This is a genomic window from Streptomyces sp. NPDC093261 (assembly GCF_044753645.1).
GTDB lineage: Bacteria > Actinomycetota > Actinomycetes > Streptomycetales > Streptomycetaceae > Streptomyces.
The window spans coordinates 246,223-262,007 of the sequence record NZ_JBIVNO010000001.1; the positions used below are offsets into that span (position 1 = coordinate 246,223).

General features: G+C 73.0%; 14 protein-coding genes. 6 read left to right on the top strand and 8 right to left on the bottom strand.

Features of this window, described 5'->3' with window-relative positions:
• Positions 1–28: 28 nt before the first annotated feature.
• The 6 genes from ACIP94_RS01185 to ACIP94_RS01210 form a co-directional block, all read right to left on the bottom strand.
• Entirely contained in the window at positions 29–1,453 is a 1,425-nt protein-coding gene (locus ACIP94_RS01185) for a lysine N(6)-hydroxylase/L-ornithine N(5)-oxygenase family protein (protein WP_402417870.1), read from the bottom strand.
• Positions 1,450–2,814, bottom strand: coding sequence for a pyridoxal phosphate-dependent decarboxylase family protein (locus ACIP94_RS01190; protein WP_402417872.1), 1,365 nt, complete (start codon positions 2,812–2,814; stop codon positions 1,450–1,452). Before ACIP94_RS01190 ends, ACIP94_RS01185 begins: the two co-directional genes overlap by 4 nt.
• A 216-nt stretch (positions 2,815–3,030) precedes the next feature.
• The gene (pepN, locus tag ACIP94_RS01195) at positions 3,031–5,541 is read right to left on the bottom strand and encodes an aminopeptidase N (protein WP_402417874.1); all 2,511 of its coding nucleotides are present in this window, start codon (positions 5,539–5,541) and stop codon (positions 3,031–3,033) included.
• A 247-nt stretch (positions 5,542–5,788) separates the two neighbouring features.
• Positions 5,789–6,346 (bottom strand): response regulator, encoded by a 558-nt coding sequence (locus ACIP94_RS01200; protein ID WP_402417876.1) that lies wholly within the window; start codon positions 6,344–6,346, stop codon positions 5,789–5,791.
• Positions 6,347–6,608: 262 nt separating this feature from the next.
• Positions 6,609–6,959 (bottom strand): chorismate mutase, encoded by a 351-nt coding sequence (locus tag ACIP94_RS01205; protein WP_402417878.1) that lies wholly within the window; start codon positions 6,957–6,959, stop codon positions 6,609–6,611.
• 268 nt (positions 6,960–7,227) lie between these two features.
• Positions 7,228–8,007 (bottom strand): S1 family peptidase, encoded by a 780-nt coding sequence (locus tag ACIP94_RS01210; protein WP_402417880.1) that lies wholly within the window; start codon positions 8,005–8,007, stop codon positions 7,228–7,230.
• 230 nt (positions 8,008–8,237) lie between these two features.
• Here ACIP94_RS01210 and ACIP94_RS01215 point away from each other — a divergent pair, with 230 nt between their 5' ends.
• Both ACIP94_RS01215 and ACIP94_RS01220 read left to right on the top strand, forming a co-directional pair.
• The gene (locus ACIP94_RS01215; protein ID WP_402417882.1) at positions 8,238–9,134 is read left to right on the top strand and encodes a hypothetical protein; all 897 of its coding nucleotides are present in this window, start codon (positions 8,238–8,240) and stop codon (positions 9,132–9,134) included.
• Between the two features lie 103 nt (positions 9,135–9,237).
• Positions 9,238–9,981: an ankyrin repeat domain-containing protein gene (locus ACIP94_RS01220; RefSeq protein ID WP_402417884.1), complete on the top strand. Its 744-nt coding sequence runs from the start codon at positions 9,238–9,240 to the stop codon at positions 9,979–9,981.
• 264 nt (positions 9,982–10,245) lie between these two features.
• Here ACIP94_RS01220 and ACIP94_RS01225 read toward each other — a convergent pair whose 3' ends face one another.
• Both ACIP94_RS01225 and ACIP94_RS01230 read right to left on the bottom strand, forming a co-directional pair.
• Positions 10,246–11,157 carry an SDR family oxidoreductase gene (locus tag ACIP94_RS01225; RefSeq protein ID WP_402417885.1) on the bottom strand — a complete coding sequence of 304 codons (912 nt, stop codon included), beginning with the start codon at positions 11,155–11,157 and terminating at the stop codon, positions 10,246–10,248.
• 205 nt (positions 11,158–11,362) lie between these two features.
• Positions 11,363–12,097, bottom strand: a complete 735-nt coding sequence (locus ACIP94_RS01230) for an SDR family oxidoreductase (protein ID WP_402420284.1) — start codon at positions 12,095–12,097, stop codon at positions 11,363–11,365.
• 140 nt (positions 12,098–12,237) lie between these two features.
• Between ACIP94_RS01230 and ACIP94_RS01235 the strand changes: the two genes are divergently transcribed.
• From ACIP94_RS01235 to ACIP94_RS01250, 4 genes are read left to right on the top strand one after another with little or no spacing between them, the layout of a single operon-like run.
• Complete coding sequence (locus tag ACIP94_RS01235) at positions 12,238–12,981, top strand: enoyl-CoA hydratase family protein (RefSeq protein ID WP_402417887.1); 744 nt, start codon at positions 12,238–12,240, stop codon at positions 12,979–12,981.
• Positions 12,982–13,926 carry a CoA transferase subunit A gene (locus ACIP94_RS01240; RefSeq protein WP_402417888.1) on the top strand — a complete coding sequence of 315 codons (945 nt, stop codon included), beginning with the start codon at positions 12,982–12,984 and terminating at the stop codon, positions 13,924–13,926. It begins immediately after the preceding gene.
• Positions 13,923–14,678 carry a CoA-transferase subunit beta gene (locus tag ACIP94_RS01245; protein WP_402417890.1) on the top strand — a complete coding sequence of 252 codons (756 nt, stop codon included), beginning with the start codon at positions 13,923–13,925 and terminating at the stop codon, positions 14,676–14,678. Before ACIP94_RS01240 ends, ACIP94_RS01245 begins: the two co-directional genes overlap by 4 nt.
• Positions 14,678–15,739 carry an NAD(P)H-dependent flavin oxidoreductase gene (locus tag ACIP94_RS01250; RefSeq protein WP_402417892.1) on the top strand — a complete coding sequence of 354 codons (1,062 nt, stop codon included), beginning with the start codon at positions 14,678–14,680 and terminating at the stop codon, positions 15,737–15,739. The genes ACIP94_RS01245 and ACIP94_RS01250 overlap by 1 nt, the downstream gene beginning before the upstream one ends.
• Positions 15,740–15,785: the final 46 nt, after the last annotated feature.

Sequence of the window (15,785 nt, forward strand, 5' to 3'; positions counted from 1 at the left end):
CGCCGGCTCCCGAAGGCTTCCCGTCGGCCTACCGCCCCTCGGCGAGCGGGATGAGGCCTCGGGCCGCCGGGACGGACGGCCTCGGGCCGGGCTCACGGAGTCCGAAGGTGGTGAAGGCGGTGCGCCGGGGCAGCGGGTAGGGCTCCTTGCCGGTCAAGGAGTTGAGGATGGTGGCGCTGCGCCAGGCCGCGAGGCCGAGGTCCGGGGTGCCGACGCCGTGGGTGTGGAGTTCGGCGTTCTGGACGTGGATGCGGCCGGTGACACAGGGGTCGAGGACCATGCGGAACTGGTCGTCGATGTACGGCCGTTCGCTGCTGTCGCGGCACAGGTAGGGGGCGAGTCCGGCGAGGATGCCGTCCAGGGGGCGCTCGCGGTAGCCCGTGGCGAGGACGACGGCGTCGGTGGTCAGGCCGGAGCGGGTGTTCTGCTGGGTGTGTTCCAGGTGAAGCCGGATCGTGCCGCCGGCGAGGTGTTCCGCGGTGCGGACGTGCACGCCGGGAGTGAGGACGGCGTCGGGCCAGCCGCCGTGCAGGGTGCGGCGGTACAACTCGTCGTGGATGGCGGCGCTGGTGCCGGCGTCGATGCCCTTGTGGAGCTGCCACTGCGCGGAGACGAGGCGGTCGCGCACGGGTTCGGCGAGGGCGTGGAAGTAGCGCGTGTAGTCGGGTGTGAAGTGTTCCAGGCCCAGCTTGGAGTACTCCATCGGGGCGAACGCCTCGGTGCGGGCGAGCCAGTGGATCCGTTCGCACCCGACGGGCCGGTGGCGCAGCAGGTCGAGGAAGACCTCGGCGCCCGACTGGCCGGCGCCGACGACGGTGATGTGTCCGGCGGCGAGGAACTGCTCACGGTGCCGCAGGTAGTCGGCGGCGTGGATGACGGGCACACCGGGTGCGTCGACGAGGGGGGCCAGCGGTTCGGGGACGTGCGGTTCCGTGCCGACGCCCAGGACGATGGCGCGTGCCCGGGTCCGGCCGAGGGCCTCGGCCTCCCCGTCCGGGCCGAGTCGGGTGAAGTCCACCTCGAAGACCTCGTGCTCCGGGTTCCAGCGGACGGTGTCGACCTGGTGGCCGAAGTGGAGACCGGGGAGGTGGCCCGCGACCCAGCGGCAGTAGGCGTCGTATTCGGCGCGCTGGATATGGAAGCGCTCGGCGAAATAGAAGGGGAAGAGGCGGTCGCGGCTCTTGAGGTAGTTGAGGAAGGACCAGGGGCTGGCGGGGTCGGCGAGGGTCACCAGGTCGGCGAGGAAGGGGACCTGGAGGGTGGCGCCGTCGATGAGGAGGCCGGGGTGCCAGTCGAAGCCGGGGCGCTGCTCGTAGAACGCGGTGTCGAGTTCGGCGAGGGGGTGGGCGAGGGCGGCGAGGGAGAGATTGAACGGGCCGATGCCGATGCCGACCAGGTCGCGGGGGGCCGGGAGGTCGTGCGGCGGGAGGTCGTGGGGCGGGCGGGGGGTCATCGGGGCGTGCTTCCTTCCACCAGGTTCAGGAGCGCGGCCAGGTCGCCGGGCCGGGTGTGGGGGTTGAGGAGGGTGGCCTTGAGCCAGAGGCGGCCGTCGAGCCGGGCGCGGCCGAGGACGGCGCGGCCGGCGTGGAGGAGGGTGCGGCGGACGGCGGCGACGGTGTCGTCGCGGGCTCCGGCGGGCCGGAACAGGACGGTGCTGATGGTGGGCGGGGTGTACAGCTCGAAGGCGGGGTGTGCCGAGATGAGCTGCGCGAGTTCCTGTGTGCGGGCGCAGACCTGGTCGACGAGGGCGCCGAGCCCGGTGCGGCCGAGGGTCTTGAGGGTGACGGCGATCTTGAGGATGTCGGGGCGCCGGGTGGTGCGCAGGGAGCGCCCGAGGAGGTCGGGCAGGCCCGCCTCGGTGTCGTCGTCGGCGTTGAGATAGTCCGCGCGGTGACGCAGGGCCCGCAGGTCGTGCGGGTCGCGAACGGCGAGGAGGCCGGCGGCCACCGGCTGCCAGCCGAGTTTGTGCAGGTCGAGGGTGACCGTATGGGCGCGGTCCAGGCCGGCGAGCTTCGGGCGGTGGCGGTCGCTGAAGAGGAGTCCGCCCCCGTACGCGGCGTCGATGTGGAGGCGGGCGCCGTGGGCGGCGCACACGTCGGCGAGGGCGGGCAGGGGGTCGATGAGTCCGGCGTCGGTGGTGCCCGCGGTGGCGGCGACGAGGACCGGTCCGCGCGGCTGGGGCAGGCTCCTGAGGGCTTCCGCGAGGGCGGCGGGGTCGAGGGTGCCGCGCGGGGTGGGGAGGACGACGGGTTCGGGCAGGCCGAGGAGCCAGGCGGCACGGGTCAGGGAGTGGTGGGCGGCTGATCCGCAGACGAGCCGGACCCTGCCGTGGGTTTCCCGGGCCAGGAGGAGGGCGAGCTGGTTGGACTCGGTGCCGCCGGTGGTGACGAGGGCGGTGGCCGCACCGGCCTCCCGGGCGAGAGCCGCGGTGACCAGGGACTCCAGTTCGGATGCCGCCGGGGCCTGGTCCCAGGAGTCGAGGGAGGGGTTGAGGGCGGAGGCGGCGAGGTCGGCGGCGGTGGCGACGGCGAGGGGCGGGCAGTGCAGATGGGCGGCGCACCGGGGGTCGGCGGGATCTGCGGCGCCCTCGGCGAAGGCGCGTACGAGGGCGTGTACGGCGTCGGGGTCGCCCTTCTCCGGCAGTACGTCGCCGACGGCGTCGCGGACCCGGGCGGCGACCACCGCGGGACCGCCCGCGGGCAGCGGCCCTCCGCGCAGCCGTACGCCTTCCCGGAGGGCGTCGAGGACGGTGGCGAGAAGCGGCTCGAGGGCGCTGGGGCCGTCGGGCCCTGAGGCGAGGGGTGGCAAGCTCATGGGACGTCCTCCGGGCACGGGGCGGGGGCAATCGGGCCTGCACGCGAGGGAGTTCGGCCGCCCGCAGAGGACAACGATCCGACCCGGAGGGGGTGTCGCCGTGGGCGGGAAACGTCGGGAGTGAAGTGCCGGGGTGTGCTGCCAGAGTGAGACGCCGGGTGGGAGTGCCGGTGCCGGCCGGTGCCCGGTGACGGGCGCGGGCCGGCACAGCTCGGACTACGCCTCGCGGACGCGCAGAGCGCGTGCCAGGTCGTCGAGTTCGTCGACGAGCCTGCGGTGCAGGGCCGGGACGAGGTCCTTCTTGCGCAGGCACTTCTCGCCCCGGCGGAGGGTGTCCGCGTCCACGGCGTAGCGCGGGAAGGCCCAGCGGCCCGCGGCGACGGCGATGGCGGGGCCGCGGCGGGCGGCGAGGGCGGGCGCGTCGGTCCAGTAGCGGTCGACGTACTCGGCGACGAGGTCGGCCTGCTCCGGCTGCCAGAAGCCCTGTGCGGTGGCCGTGAAGAGGTAGTTGGACAGATCGCTCCGGTCGTCGCCGGCGAACATCGCGTCCCAGGCGCGCCGCTTGGCCTCGGGGTCGGGCAGGGCGGCGCGGCAGCGGGCGGCGCCTTCCCTGCCGGTGGCGCTGGGGTCGCGCTCGAGTTCCCCGTCGATCGTGGTCTCGTCGACGGCACCGAGGACGGCGAGGCGGCCCAGGATGCGCCAGCGCAGCTCGGGGTCGAGTTCGGGTCCGCCGGGCACCGTGCCGTCGGCGAGCCAGGCGGCGATGGTGTCGGGGTGGGCGGCGGCGTCGATGAAGTGGCGTACGGCGATCAGCCGCAGCCCGGGGTGGGAGCCGTCCTCGGTGCGGCGGATGAGGTCGCGGCACAGGCGGGCGAGGGTGGCGAGGGCGGCGGGCCGCTCCTCGGGGGGCAGGTAGCGGTCGGCGACCTGGGCGGAGGCGAAGGCGAGGACTGCTTCGGTGAGGGCCAGGTCGGTTTCCTGCGGAAGGTGGGTGCGGGCGGCCTCCAGGTAGGCGGTGGCGGGGAGGCGGCCGTCCCGCACGGCGTCGCGCAGGGCGTTCCACACGACCGCGCGGCTGAGCGGCTCGGGCAGGGCGGACAGGGCGCTCTGGACGGCCTTGAAGGAGTCGGGGTCGAAGCGGACCTTGGCGTAGGTGAGGTCGCTGTCGTTGAGCAGGAGCAGGGCGGGGCGCTTGCCGAGGGGCTGCGGTGCGCTCTGCGGGAGGTCCAGCTCGATGCGTTCGCGCAGGGTGAGGCCCCCGTCGTCGGCGAGGTCCTGGTCGTAGAGGCCGACGGCGATGCGGTGGGGGCGGCTGCCGTCGCGGTCGACGGTGAGGGAGCAGGTGCCGTCGTCGGCCAGGGCGAGGTGCGGGGTGAGGGTGTCGACGCCGGTGGTGCGCAGCCAGGACTCGGCCCAGGCGTGCACATCCCGTTCGGTGGCGGCGGCCAGGGAGTCGACGAAGTCGGCGAGGGTGGCGTTGCCGAAGCGGTGGCGGGTGAAGTGGGTGTTGATGCCGGCGAGGAAGTCCTTCTCGCCGAGCCAGGCCACCAGCTGCCGCAGTGCGGAGGCACCCTTTGCGTAGGAGATGCCGTCGAAGTTGAGGAGGGCGGAGGCGGTGTCGTCGACCGAGTCGGGGGCCACCGGGTGGGTGGAGGGGCGCTGGTCGGCGTCGTATCCCCAGGACTTGCGGGCGACGCCGAAGTCGGTCCAGGTGTCGGTGAAGCGGGTGGCTTCGGTGAGGGTCTGGTAGCCCATGTACTCGGCGAAGGACTCGTTCAGCCAGATGTCGTCCCACCAGCGCAGGGTGACGAGGTCGCCGAACCACATGTGGGCCATCTCGTGGGCGATGACCATGGCGCGGGTCTGGCGCTGGGCGTCGGTGACGGCGGAGCGGTAGACGAACTCGTCGCGGAAGGTGACGAGGCCGGGGTTCTCCATGGCTCCGGCGTTGAACTCGGGGACGAACGCCTGGTCGTAGGAGTCGAAGGGGTAGGGCTCCTCGAACTTCTCGTGGTAGCGGTCGAAGCACTGGCGGGTTATCTCGAGGATTTCGTCCGCGTCGGTGTCGAGGTACGGGGCGAGGGAGCGGCGGCAGTGGATGCCGAAGGGCAGTCCGCGGTGCTCGGTGCGCACGGAGTGCCAGGGGCCGGCGGCGACGGCGACGAGGTAGGTGGAGATGAGCGGGGTCTTGGCGGCGCGCCAGATGCCGTCGCCCTCGTGGGTGGTGATGCCGTTGGCGAGGACGCTCCAGCCGTCGGGTGCCTGGACGGTCAGGTCGAAGACCGCCTTGAGGTCGGGCTGGTCGAAGGCGGCGAAGACCCGCTGGATGTCGTCCAGGAACAGCTGGGTGTAGACGTAGGTCTCACCGTCGGTGGGGTCGGTGAAGCGGTGCATGCCCTCGCCGGTGTGCGAGTAGCGCATGGCGGCGTCGATGCGCAGCTCGTGGTGCCCCGGGGTGAGATTCTTGAGCGGCAGCCGGTTGTCGTCCAGGGTCTCCGGGTCGAGGGGCTGTCCGTCCAGCGTGGCCGAACGCAGTTCGGTGGGCTTGAGCTCGACGAAGGTGTCCGCGGCCGACCGGTCGCCGCGCACCGTGAAGCGGATGACGGTACGGGAGTCGAAGGTCTCGTCGCCGCGGGTCAGATCGAGTGCGATCTCGTAGCGATGGACATCGAGGAGCCGGGCACGGGTCTGCGCTTCGTCGCGCGTCAGTACGGACATGGGGGACATGCTGCCTGATGCCGCCGACAGCGCACAGAGGCGGGACGGTACACGCGCTTTGTCCGCCCCGGGTACCACCCGCTCGCGTCCCTCGTGCGCCCATATGTTTCGTCGTACGGCCCGTACGCCCCCCTCATACGGCCCGCACGCCCCCCCGAATGGCCCGAACGCTCCCTCGAATGGCCCGCACTCTCCCTCAAACGGCCCGCAACGCCTTTCCTCGTCGTGCCGCGCTGCCCCGCGCTCCTGGTGCGGGCTACGCGCGCCCGTCGTGGCGCGCCGAGGTGGGCTCGGGGGACGGGTCGGCGGAGGCGTCCTCGCGCTGGCCGGGTACATGTGCGTCCGGATGGGGAAGGGCGCGGGACGGGGGCGCTCCGGACGCCTTGAGCCGGGCGCGCAGGGCGCGCACCTCCTGTTCGAGCGCCTGGGAGCGCTGGTGGGCGTCGTAGAGGTAGCGGACCTTGGTGCGCAGGGCCCACGGGTCGACGGGTTTCAGCAGCAGGTCGGCGACGCCGAGGCCGAAGGCGGCGGAGGTGAGTTCGGCGTCGGTGCCGAAGCCGGTGAGCAGGATGATCGGGATGTGCTGGGTCTGTTCCACGCGCCGCATGTACCGCACGACGTCGAGTCCGCTCACCCTGGGCATGCGCACATCGAGGAGCAGAAGGCCCACCTGGCCGCGCAGGACCTCCTTGAGCGCGTCGTCCCCGCTGGTCGCACGGGTGAGCCGGTAGCCCAGCGGGGCCAGTGCGCTCTCCAGGGCGTAGAGCGTGTCCTCGTGGTCGTCGACGATGAGAATCCTCGCATCAGACGGCATGGCCCGACGTCCCCTCGTTTGGGCAACCAGCTTATGCCCGAACCGTCCTACCGCGTGTCCCTATGACCTGACAAAGAGTCACTCGGCCGAACGGGCGAGCGCGCGTCCGGCGGGCCGGCGGGGGCCGGTCGGCACAGGAGCCCGGTCGACGCGGGACAGCCGTCCGCACAGGAGCCCGGTCGACGCGGGACAGCCGTCCGCGCGAGGGGGCCTCGCCGGCGCCGGCTCCGCACCCGTCGGCGCCCCGACCGGCACCCGGTGGTCACATCCCCGGCGTGTCCGCGGTGGAGGTGGCGTCGTCGGCGATGCGCTCGTGGTGGCGGATCACCTCGGCGATGATGAAGTTGAGCAGCTTCTCCGCGAAGGCGGGGTCGAGCTTGGCGTTCTCGGCGAGTCGGCGGAGCCGGGCGATCTGGGCGGCCTCGCGAGCCGGGTCGGCGGGCGGCAGGTGATGTGCGGCCTTGAGGTGGCCGACCTGCTGGGTGCACTTGAAGCGTTCGGCGAGCATATGGACGACGGCGGCGTCGATGTTGTCGATGCTGTCGCGAAGCCGGGCGAGTTCGGCACGGACGGCCGGGTCGGCATCGCCGGTGGCGATGTTGCGGGTGGTCATGGGCGACCACCCTACGGGGCGCACGGGCGCCCTCCCCTTCCTGTCCGGACTGCGGACCGTCTCCCCGGGACGCCCGGAGCCCCGCCGCCCGGATCCCCTCCGGGCGCCCGACCGGACGGGCACGCGTGCGTGGCAGCCGTTCGGTAGGCGTCCGCGGGCCGGGCGCGCGGCGGTCGGCGCAAGAGCGCCCGCGGCACGCGGTCGGGCCGCGGGCGCCGTCATGCGCCTGTCGTCCATCTGCCGGATGCGAGCGCGCCCGAAGGCTCCGCTAGAGGCCCGCGGCAGCCCCGGCTATGTCCGCCGCGAAGGTCGAGACCTCGGTGTAGACGCCGGGGTAGCCGGCCCGGGCGCAGCCCTCGCCCCAGCTGACGATGCCGACCTGGAGGTAGGCGCCCGTGGTGTCCTTGCGGAACATGGGGCCGCCCGAGTCGCCCTGGCAGGTGTCGACGCCGCCCTGCGGGAATCCGGCGCAGATCTCGTCGCCGGGCACCAGGTCGTTGCCGTATGCCCGCTGACAGGTGGCGTCGTCGACGAAGGGCACCTGCGCCTTGAGCAGATACCGCTGCTGACCGCCGCCCTCGCGCGCCGCGCCCCAGCCGGCGACGGTGAAGTCGCCGTTGTTGTACGCGGTGCTGGTGGCGATCGGCAGCGTGGGCAGGTCGACGGCCCGGGCGAGCTTGATCAGCGCCCAGTCCCTGCCCTTGCCGTTGTAGCCCGGGGCCTGGAGGACCTTGGTCGACTTCACCTTGATCGCGCTGCTGCTCTGGAGGTCCACGACCCCGGTGGTCGCGGTGATGGAGGTGTTGGTGCCGGATCCGCTCACACAGTGCGCGGCGGTCAGGACGATGTTCTTGGTGTAGAGGGCCCCGCCGCAGCCCATGGAGAGCCGCACCATGAACGGGAACTCTCCCTGGGCGGCACGCGTCCCGCCGACGACCGGCCGGGGAGCGGCCTGCGCCGACAGGGGCTGGAGCGAGAGGGCGGCGAGGACCACCGTGAGGGTCGCGAGGGCTCTCTTGAGGCCGCCGGTCTTCTTCAGAAGCTTCACCGTGCTTCCTTTCGTGGGGGGTTGATCGCCCGGCGGAAGCGCGTGACGGGCGCGCATGACATGCTCCCGCCAAGTCTTTACCGATTATTGGAAGAGCCGGGCGGGGCGGCAAGGGCCGCTTTCCGGCCAGCCGGCGTACGCCGCGACGGCCACGCGCCCGCGCCCGCTCCTCCCCGGGGGGAAGCGCGCATACAGTGGAGGCGGAGCCGGTGTCTTCAGGGGGTGCGGACGTGGCGAACGGCGGACCGGTCGAGCACGGCTATCCGCATCTGGACACAGTGCGGGCCGCCATCACCGCGCTGTACAGGCGGCTCTCGTACGACACCATCCGCACCTTCGCGACCAGCGTGGCCCCGGCCGACGTGGCCTTCTCCGACCAGGACGACCTGCATCTGCGCGCGCAGCGCGTGGCGCACGAGATGGTGCGCCACTACCGGCTGCCGGACGCCCGGATGATCGTCAGCTTCCGCGAGATGACCCACGCGGCGAACGTCGAACTCGCAGCCGGCCCCGAGTACTTCGTGGAGCTGAACGACCGGTTCCGCAGCCACCGCCGGGACATCGGCGCGGCCCTCGCGCACGAGGTGATGCATGTGTATCTGCACCGCCTCGACCTGTCCTTCCCCGGCACGCGCGACAACGAGATCCTCACCGACACGGCGGCGACCTACCTGGGCGCGGGCTGGCTGCTCCTCGACGCCTTCCGCGAGGACGGGGCGTCGTCGCAGAAGCTCGGCTATCTCACCCCGGAGGAGTTCGGCTACGTCCTCGCCAAGCGCGCGCTGCTGTTCGGCGAGGATCCCGCGATCTGGTTCACCAGCCCGCAGGCGTACACGGCGTACACCAAGGGCCTGGCCCAGGCCCGCCGCGACGAGCAGCAGCCCCCGCTGACGGCGGCCGGCTGGGCGGGCCGGCGCCGCTACGCCAGGGACCGCCGGCACGCCCAGGACCACTCCGAACCCGGCCCGTATCCCGGCGCGCTCTACTCCTTCACCTCGACCGCTCGCGGCCCGCTGGGCGTCTGCTTCCCCTGCCCGACCTGCCACCAGCGGATCAGAGTGCCCGTGCGGGGGCGGGTGCGGGCCCGCTGCGGGCTGTGCCGGACCGTGCTGGAGTGCGACACCTGAGGTCCGGCCGCCGCCGGAGCGGGCCGGGGAGACACCCCGGAGGTGGCACAGAACACCCGAAACCCCTTTGCCCGCGGACCCCTTGGCGAGCGAGGGTCGAGGCATGAACACGCACGAACCGCCCGGACTGTTCGCGGCGGTGTACGCAGGGGACGAGAACGCGGTCCTGCGGCTGCTGCGCTCGGGCGCCGACCCGGAGTCGGTGGACGCCGACGGCCAGACCGCCCTGTACCTGGCGGCCGTGAGCGACGCAGCGGGCATCGTAGGGCTGCTGCTGGCGGCGGGCGCCGACCCCGACCGCCTCAGCTCGGGCGCCGACGCGCCGCTGTGCGGGGCCGCCTGCGGGGGCCACACCGAGGTCGTACGGGCGCTGCTGGCGGCCGGGGCCGCGCCGGACCTGACGGAGGAGTACGAGTTCCGGGCACTGACCTGGGCGGTGCACGGCGGGCATGTGGCCGTCGTACGCGCGCTGCTGGCGGCGGGCGCGGACCCTGACCTGCCCGGTCCCGGCGACGAACCCCCGCTGGTGGCGGCCGCCCGCCGCGGCTCTCCCGGCTGTGTGCGGGAGCTGCTGGCCCACGGGGCGCGGGCCCGGCGGGAGGCCCTGGCCGAGGCGCGGCGCTGGCTGGCGCTGGACGTCGAGGAGGAACTCCGCGCCGGCCTGGAGGCGGCGTACGGACCCGGTTACGAGTACGTCACAAGCCGCCGGGAGGACGAGCCCGGCACGGTGACCGTGGAGGTGGCGCTCCTGCGCGACGGCCGGCCGACGGCAGGCAACAACCGGCAGACGGGTCACCGCACGATAGTGACCCTGCTGGAGAAGGATCCCGGCGCGCTCGAGGGATAGCCGACCGGTCCGGCAGCGACGGCTGGGATCGTCGACTCGCCTCACCCTGGACCTTCGCGGGGGCCGGACGGAGACAGCAACGGAGCCTTGACAGTGTGTCAATACCGCGCCTGGTCACTTCCCTTCGCGGCTTCCGCATCCGAGAGGTCCCCTTGACCACATTCATCGCCCCGGACGCGTCGGATGCCGGGCATCGCCGAGGGAACGGTGGTGCCCTGAGTCCGAGCGGAGTCGCCCGCCGAGGCAACCGTCACGGAACGGCCCTCATGACTCCGCCCCGTACACCGCCGTCGGCGACTCGGCCCGTGCCAGCAGCTTCCGGGCCGTTTCGCCGGCCTCGGCCGGGGTCCGGCGCGCCCCCTCGTCGGCCGTCGGACCCCGTCGCCACCCCTCCATCACGGTGATCCGTCCGCCCTCGGCCTCGAAGACGCGGCCTGTGACGCCGGCGCTCGCGGTGGAGCCGAGCCAGACGACCAGGGGCGAGACGTTCTCCGGGGCCATCGCGTCGAAGCCGGAGGCGGGGGCGGTCATCGTCTCGGCGAACGTGCGCTCGGTCATCCTGGTGCGCGCGGCGGGCGCGAGGGCGTTGACCTGTACGCCGTAACGTCCGAGCTCCGCCGCCGCGACCAGGGTCAGGGCGACGATCCCGGCCTTCGCGGCGCTGTAGTTCCCCTGCCCGACCGAGCCCAGCAGTCCCGCGCCACTGCTGGTGTTGACGACCCGGGCGCACGGCGCGTGCCCCGCCTTCGCCTCGGCCCGCCAGTGCGCCGCCGCGTGTTTCAGCGCCAGGAAGTGGCCCTTGAGATGGACGCGCAGAACAGCGTCCCAGTCGTCCTCGTCGAGGTTGACCAGCATCCGGTCCCGCAGGAATCCGGCGTTGTTGACGAGGGTGTCGAGGCGTCCGTACGCCTCCAGGGCGGTTGCCACCAGGGAGGCCGCCCCGGCGCCGGTCGCGATGTCGCCGCCGTGCGCGACCGCCTGGCCGCCGGCCGCGCGGATCTCCTCGACGACCCGCAGGGCCGGACTGCCGGCCCCGGGCGCGCCGTCGAGGCCGACCCCGAGGTCGTTGACGACGACTCTCGCGCCTTCGGCGGCGAACGCGAGGGCATGCGCACGGCCCAGGCCCCGGCCCGCCCCGGTGACGATCACCACCCGGCCCTCGGCGATACCCGTCACGTCGTACCCCTTCCTCCGCCGCCGCCCGCGTTCCTTCGGGGCCGTGGCGAGTGCTTCGTGGTGATGGATCGACTTGTCTCCATGTCGTCTCCGCCTGCCGTCTCAGCTTCGTCTCCGCCCGCCGTCTCAGCTTCGTCTCCGCCTGCCGTCTCAGCGCGCTGCCTCGGTGCGCCCTCTCTCAACGGTGCCTTGTCACCCCGCCGCCTCAAGGGCCCTTGTTGACCGTCGCCGCGTCGAGGAACGCCGGCCGTTCCCCTCCCCCGTGCACGAGCAGGCTCGCGCCGGTGATGTAGGCGGCGGCATCCGAGGCGAGGAAGACGGCGGCCTCGCCGATGTCGGACGGCTCGGCGAGCCGTCCGAGCGGGACGGTCCGGGAGACGGCCGCGATGCCGTCCTCGTCGCCGTAGTGGAGAGGGGACAGCTCGGTGCGGACCATGCCGACGACGAGAGTGTTGACCCGCACCAGAGGCGCCCATTCCACGGCCATCGAGCGAGCCAGGCTCTCAAGGCCTGCCTTGGCCGCGCCGTACGCGGCGGTGCCCGGCGAGGGGCGGCCCCCGCTCACGCTGCCGATCATGACGATCGATCCCCGGCCCCGCCTCAGGTGGGGGTACGCGGCGAGGGAGACGGTCAGCGGTGCGACGAGGTTGAGGTCGAGGACCCGGGCATGCCGTTCGGGTCCGGCGTCGGCGAGGAGCCGGTAGGGGGCGCCGCCCGCGTTGTTGACCAGGACGTCGAGGCGGGGCAGCGCGTCGAAGAAGTGCCGTACGGCGGCCGGGTCGCGGACGTCCAGCCGGGCGAACCGGGTTCCCGGCAGGGGTGTCCCGGGTGGCCGGCGGGCGCACACCAGCACATCGGCGCCGGCCGCGGCGAACGCCCGGGTGATCCCCGCCCCGACACCACGCGTGCCACCGGTGACGAGGACGACCCTGCCGCGCAGGCTCGCGCCGGGCGTTCCGGGCGTTCCGGGCGTGCCGGGCGTGCCGTTCGAGTTGTCCACAGGGCCTCCCGGCGGGATCCGATCACTGCTAGCTTCGAGGCACCTAACAAATGTTTGGTGGAAAGGTAGCTGATGAGCCCATGGGTGTCTCCACCTCGTCCCCGGAAAAAGGGGTCGCCGTCGTGACGGTCGACTTCCCGCCGGTGAACGCACTCCCGGTGACCGGCTGGTTCTCCCTGGCCGACGCGGTGCGGTCGGCGGGCCGCGACACACAGGTCCGCTGTGTCGTGCTGGCCGCCGAGGGTCGCGGTTTCAGCGCGGGTGTGGACATCAAGGAGATACGGGCGAAGGGCGGCCGTGCGCTGATCGGGGCCAACCGCGGATGCTTCGAGGCCTTCGCGGCGGTGTACGAGTGCGAGGTGCCGGTCGTGGCGGCCGTACAGGGGTTCTGTCTGGGCGGCGGCATAGGGCTCGCGGGCAACGCGGACGCCATCGTGGCGAGCGAGGACGCCGTCTTCGGGCTGCCCGAGCTGGAGCGCGGTGCGCTGGGCGCGGCCACGCATCTGGCCCGGCTGGTGCCCCCGCATCTGATGCGCACCTTGTACTACACATCGCGCACGGCGACGGCGGCCGAGCTGCGGGCGCACGGCTCGGTGTGGCGGGTCGTGTCACGGGACGGCCTGCGCGCCGCGGCGCTGGAGCTGGCCCGCGAGATCGCCGCCAAGGACGGAGAGCTGCTGCGGCTCGCCAAGGAGGCCATCAACGGCATCGATCCGGTCGACGTACGCCGCAGCTACCGCTTCGAGCAGGGCTTCACCTTCGAGGCACAGACCGGCGGCGTCGCCGACCGGGTCCGCAACACCTTTGGGAAGGAGGGGACTTAGGTGAAGGACAAGACGATGACCGCGGACGAGGTCGTCTCGCGGCTGGAGAGCGGAATGACCCTCGGCATCGGCGGCTGGGGCTCGCGCCGCAAGCCGATGGCCCTGGTGCGGGCGCTGCTCCGCTCCCGGATCACCGATCTCACGGTCGTCTCCTACGGCGGCCCTGACGTCGGCATGCTCGCCGCCGCGGGACGGGTCCGCACACTGGTCGCCGCGTTCGCGACCCTCGACTCGATCCCGCTGGAGCCGCACTACCGCGCGGCACGTGAGGGCGGCGCGCTGGAGTTGGTGGAGGTCGACGAGGCGATGTTCATGTGGGGGCTGCACGCGGCGGCGAACAGGCTGCCGTTCCTGCCGGTGCGGGCAGGCGTCGGCTCGGATGTGCTGCGGGTCAACCCCGGCCTGCGGACCGTCACTTCGCCGTACGGGGACGGGTGGCCGTTCGGTGAGCGGCCGGCCGGCGGTCCCGGGCGGCCGGAGCACGCCACCGGGGAGGCCATCGGCGCGGGTGCGCGGGAGCCGGGCGGCGCCGAGGAGTTCGTCGCCATGCCGGCGCTGCGGCTGGACGCCGCCCTGGTCCACGTCAACCGTGCCGACCGGCGGGGCAACGGCCAGTATCTGGGCCCGGACCCGTACTTCGACGACCTGTTCTGCGAGGCGGCCGACGCGGCGTATGTCTCGTGCGAGCGGATCGTGGACACGGCGGAGCTGACGAAGGAGGCCGCACCGCAGACCCTGCTGGTCAAGCGGCACACCGTGGCCGGTGTGGTCGAGGCTCCCAACGGCGCGCACTTCACGTCCTGCGCGCCCGACCACGAACGCGACGAGGCCTTCCAGCGGTACTACGCGACCACGCCATGGCCCGAGTTCGCCGATCGGTTCCTCAGCGGCGACGAACGCGCGTACCAGTCGTCGGTTCGGGCCTGGCACCGGGAGCGGCCATGAGCGACGTCTCCCGCGCCGAGTACTGCGTCATCGCCTGCGCCGAGGCCTGGCGCGGTGCGGGCGAGATCCTCGCGAGCCCCATGGGTGCGGTCCCTTCCGTCGGGGCGCGGCTAGCCCGGGGCACCTTCTCGCCGGACCTGCTGCTCACCGACGGCGAGGCGATGCTCGTGGGCGTCGACGGGACGGTGGAGGGCTGGCTGCCCTACCGTCAGCACCTGGCGCTGGTCACCGCCGGCCGACGGCACGTGATGATGGGCGCGAGCCAGATCGACCGCTTCGGAAACCAGAACATCGCGTGCGTCGGCGACTGGGCGCGGCCGCGGCGACAGCTGCTGGGGGTGCGCGGGGCACCGGTCAACACTTTGAACAACCCGACCAGTTACTGGATACCGCGGCACTCACGGCGGGTGTTCGTGGAGCGGGTCGACATGGTCTGCGGGGTGGGGTACGACCGCGTGGCCCGGAATCCCGGCTCGGCCCGCTTCCATGACCTCCGGCGTGTGGTCTCCGATCTCGGCGTCTTCGACTTCGCCACCCCGGACCGCTCGATGCGGCTGGCCTCGCTGCACCCGGGGGTGACGGTGGAGGAGGTCCGGGCGGCGACGGGTTTCGAGCCGGCGGTCCCGGACGAGGTGCCCCGCACACGGGAACCGACGCAGGGGGAGCTGCGGTTGATCCGCGAGGTGATCGATCCGGAGGGGATACGGGAGCGCGAGGTCCCGGATCGCCTCGCCGAGGGCGGGGGGCGCTGATGGAGACGGCGCTCACCCGGCTGGTCGGGGTGCGGCACCCGGTGGTTCAGACGGGGATGGGCTGGGTGGCGGGGCCACGCCTGGTCTCCGCCGCGGCGAACGCGGGGGCGCTGGGGGTCCTGGCCTCCGCGACCATGACGGCCGACCGGTTGCGGGGGGCGATACGGGAGGTGAGGACGCGGACGGACGCGCCGTTCGGGGTGAATCTGCGCGCGGACGCCCAGGACGCGGGCGACCGGGTGCGGATCATCATCGAGGAGGGTGTGCGGGTCGCGTCCTTCGCGCTGGCGCCGTCCCGTGAACTGATCGCCGAGCTGAAGGCAGCAGGGGTGGTCGTGATCCCGTCGGTGGGCGCCCGGCGGCATGCGGAGAAGGTGGCCGGCTGGGGTGTGGACGCGGTCGTCGTCCAAGGTGGCGAGGGCGGCGGTCACACCGGCGAGGTGGCGACGAGCGTGCTGCTGCCGCAGGTGGTGGACGCCGTGGACATCCCGGTGGTGGCGGCGGGCGGCTTCCACGACGGGCGGGGCCTGGTCGCGGCGCTGGCGTACGGGGCGGCGGGGGTCGCGATGGGCACACGGTTCCTGCTGACCTCGGACTCCACGGTCCCGGACGCGGTGAAGGCGCGGTATCTGGCGGCGACGGTGCGGGACGTCACGGTGACGACGGCTGTGGACGGTCTGCCGCACCGTATGCTCCGCACCCCGTTCGTCGACTCGCTGGAGCGCGCGGGCCGTGTCCGGGCGCTGGTGTCCGCGGTGCGCCGGGCGGCGGGCTTCCGGAAGCTGTCGGGACTGACATGGCCGGACATGGTCCGCGACGGCCTGGCCCTGAGGCACGGCAGGCGTCTGGCCTGGAGCCAGGTCCTGCTGGCCGCGAACACGCCGATGCTGCTGAAGGCCGCGATGGTGGACGGCCGTACGGACCTCGGAGTGATGGCGTCGGGCCAGGTCGCCGGGGTGATCGACGATCTGCCGTCGTGCGCGGTTCTGGTGGACCGGATCATGACGGAGGCGGAGGAGGTGCTCAAGACCCTGGCGCGGTCCGACGACCCCGGCCACTGACGGCCGGCGCCCGGGGAGGCGGAGGGGCGGTCGTCGAGACCGGCGG

Bases quoted from the DNA above. Each gene is read 5' to 3' on its own strand.
- pepN (WP_402417874.1), bottom strand. From the start codon at position 5,541: ATGTCCCCCATGTCCGTACTGACGCGCGACGAAGCGCAGACCCGTGCC.
- ACIP94_RS01185 (WP_402417870.1), bottom strand. From the start codon at position 1,453: ATGACCCCCCGCCCGCCCCACGACCTCCCGCCGCACGACCTCCCGGCC.
- ACIP94_RS01200 (WP_402417876.1), bottom strand. From the start codon at position 6,346: ATGCCGTCTGATGCGAGGATTCTCATCGTCGACGACCACGAGGACACG.
- ACIP94_RS01190 (WP_402417872.1), bottom strand. From the start codon at position 2,814: ATGAGCTTGCCACCCCTCGCCTCAGGGCCCGACGGCCCCAGCGCCCTC.
- ACIP94_RS01250 (WP_402417892.1), top strand. From the start codon at position 14,678: ATGGAGACGGCGCTCACCCGGCTGGTCGGGGTGCGGCACCCGGTGGTT.
- ACIP94_RS01220 (WP_402417884.1), top strand. From the start codon at position 9,238: ATGAACACGCACGAACCGCCCGGACTGTTCGCGGCGGTGTACGCAGGG.
- ACIP94_RS01235 (WP_402417887.1), top strand. From the start codon at position 12,238: ATGGGTGTCTCCACCTCGTCCCCGGAAAAAGGGGTCGCCGTCGTGACG.
- ACIP94_RS01245 (WP_402417890.1), top strand. From the start codon at position 13,923: ATGAGCGACGTCTCCCGCGCCGAGTACTGCGTCATCGCCTGCGCCGAG.
- ACIP94_RS01205 (WP_402417878.1), bottom strand. From the start codon at position 6,959: ATGACCACCCGCAACATCGCCACCGGCGATGCCGACCCGGCCGTCCGT.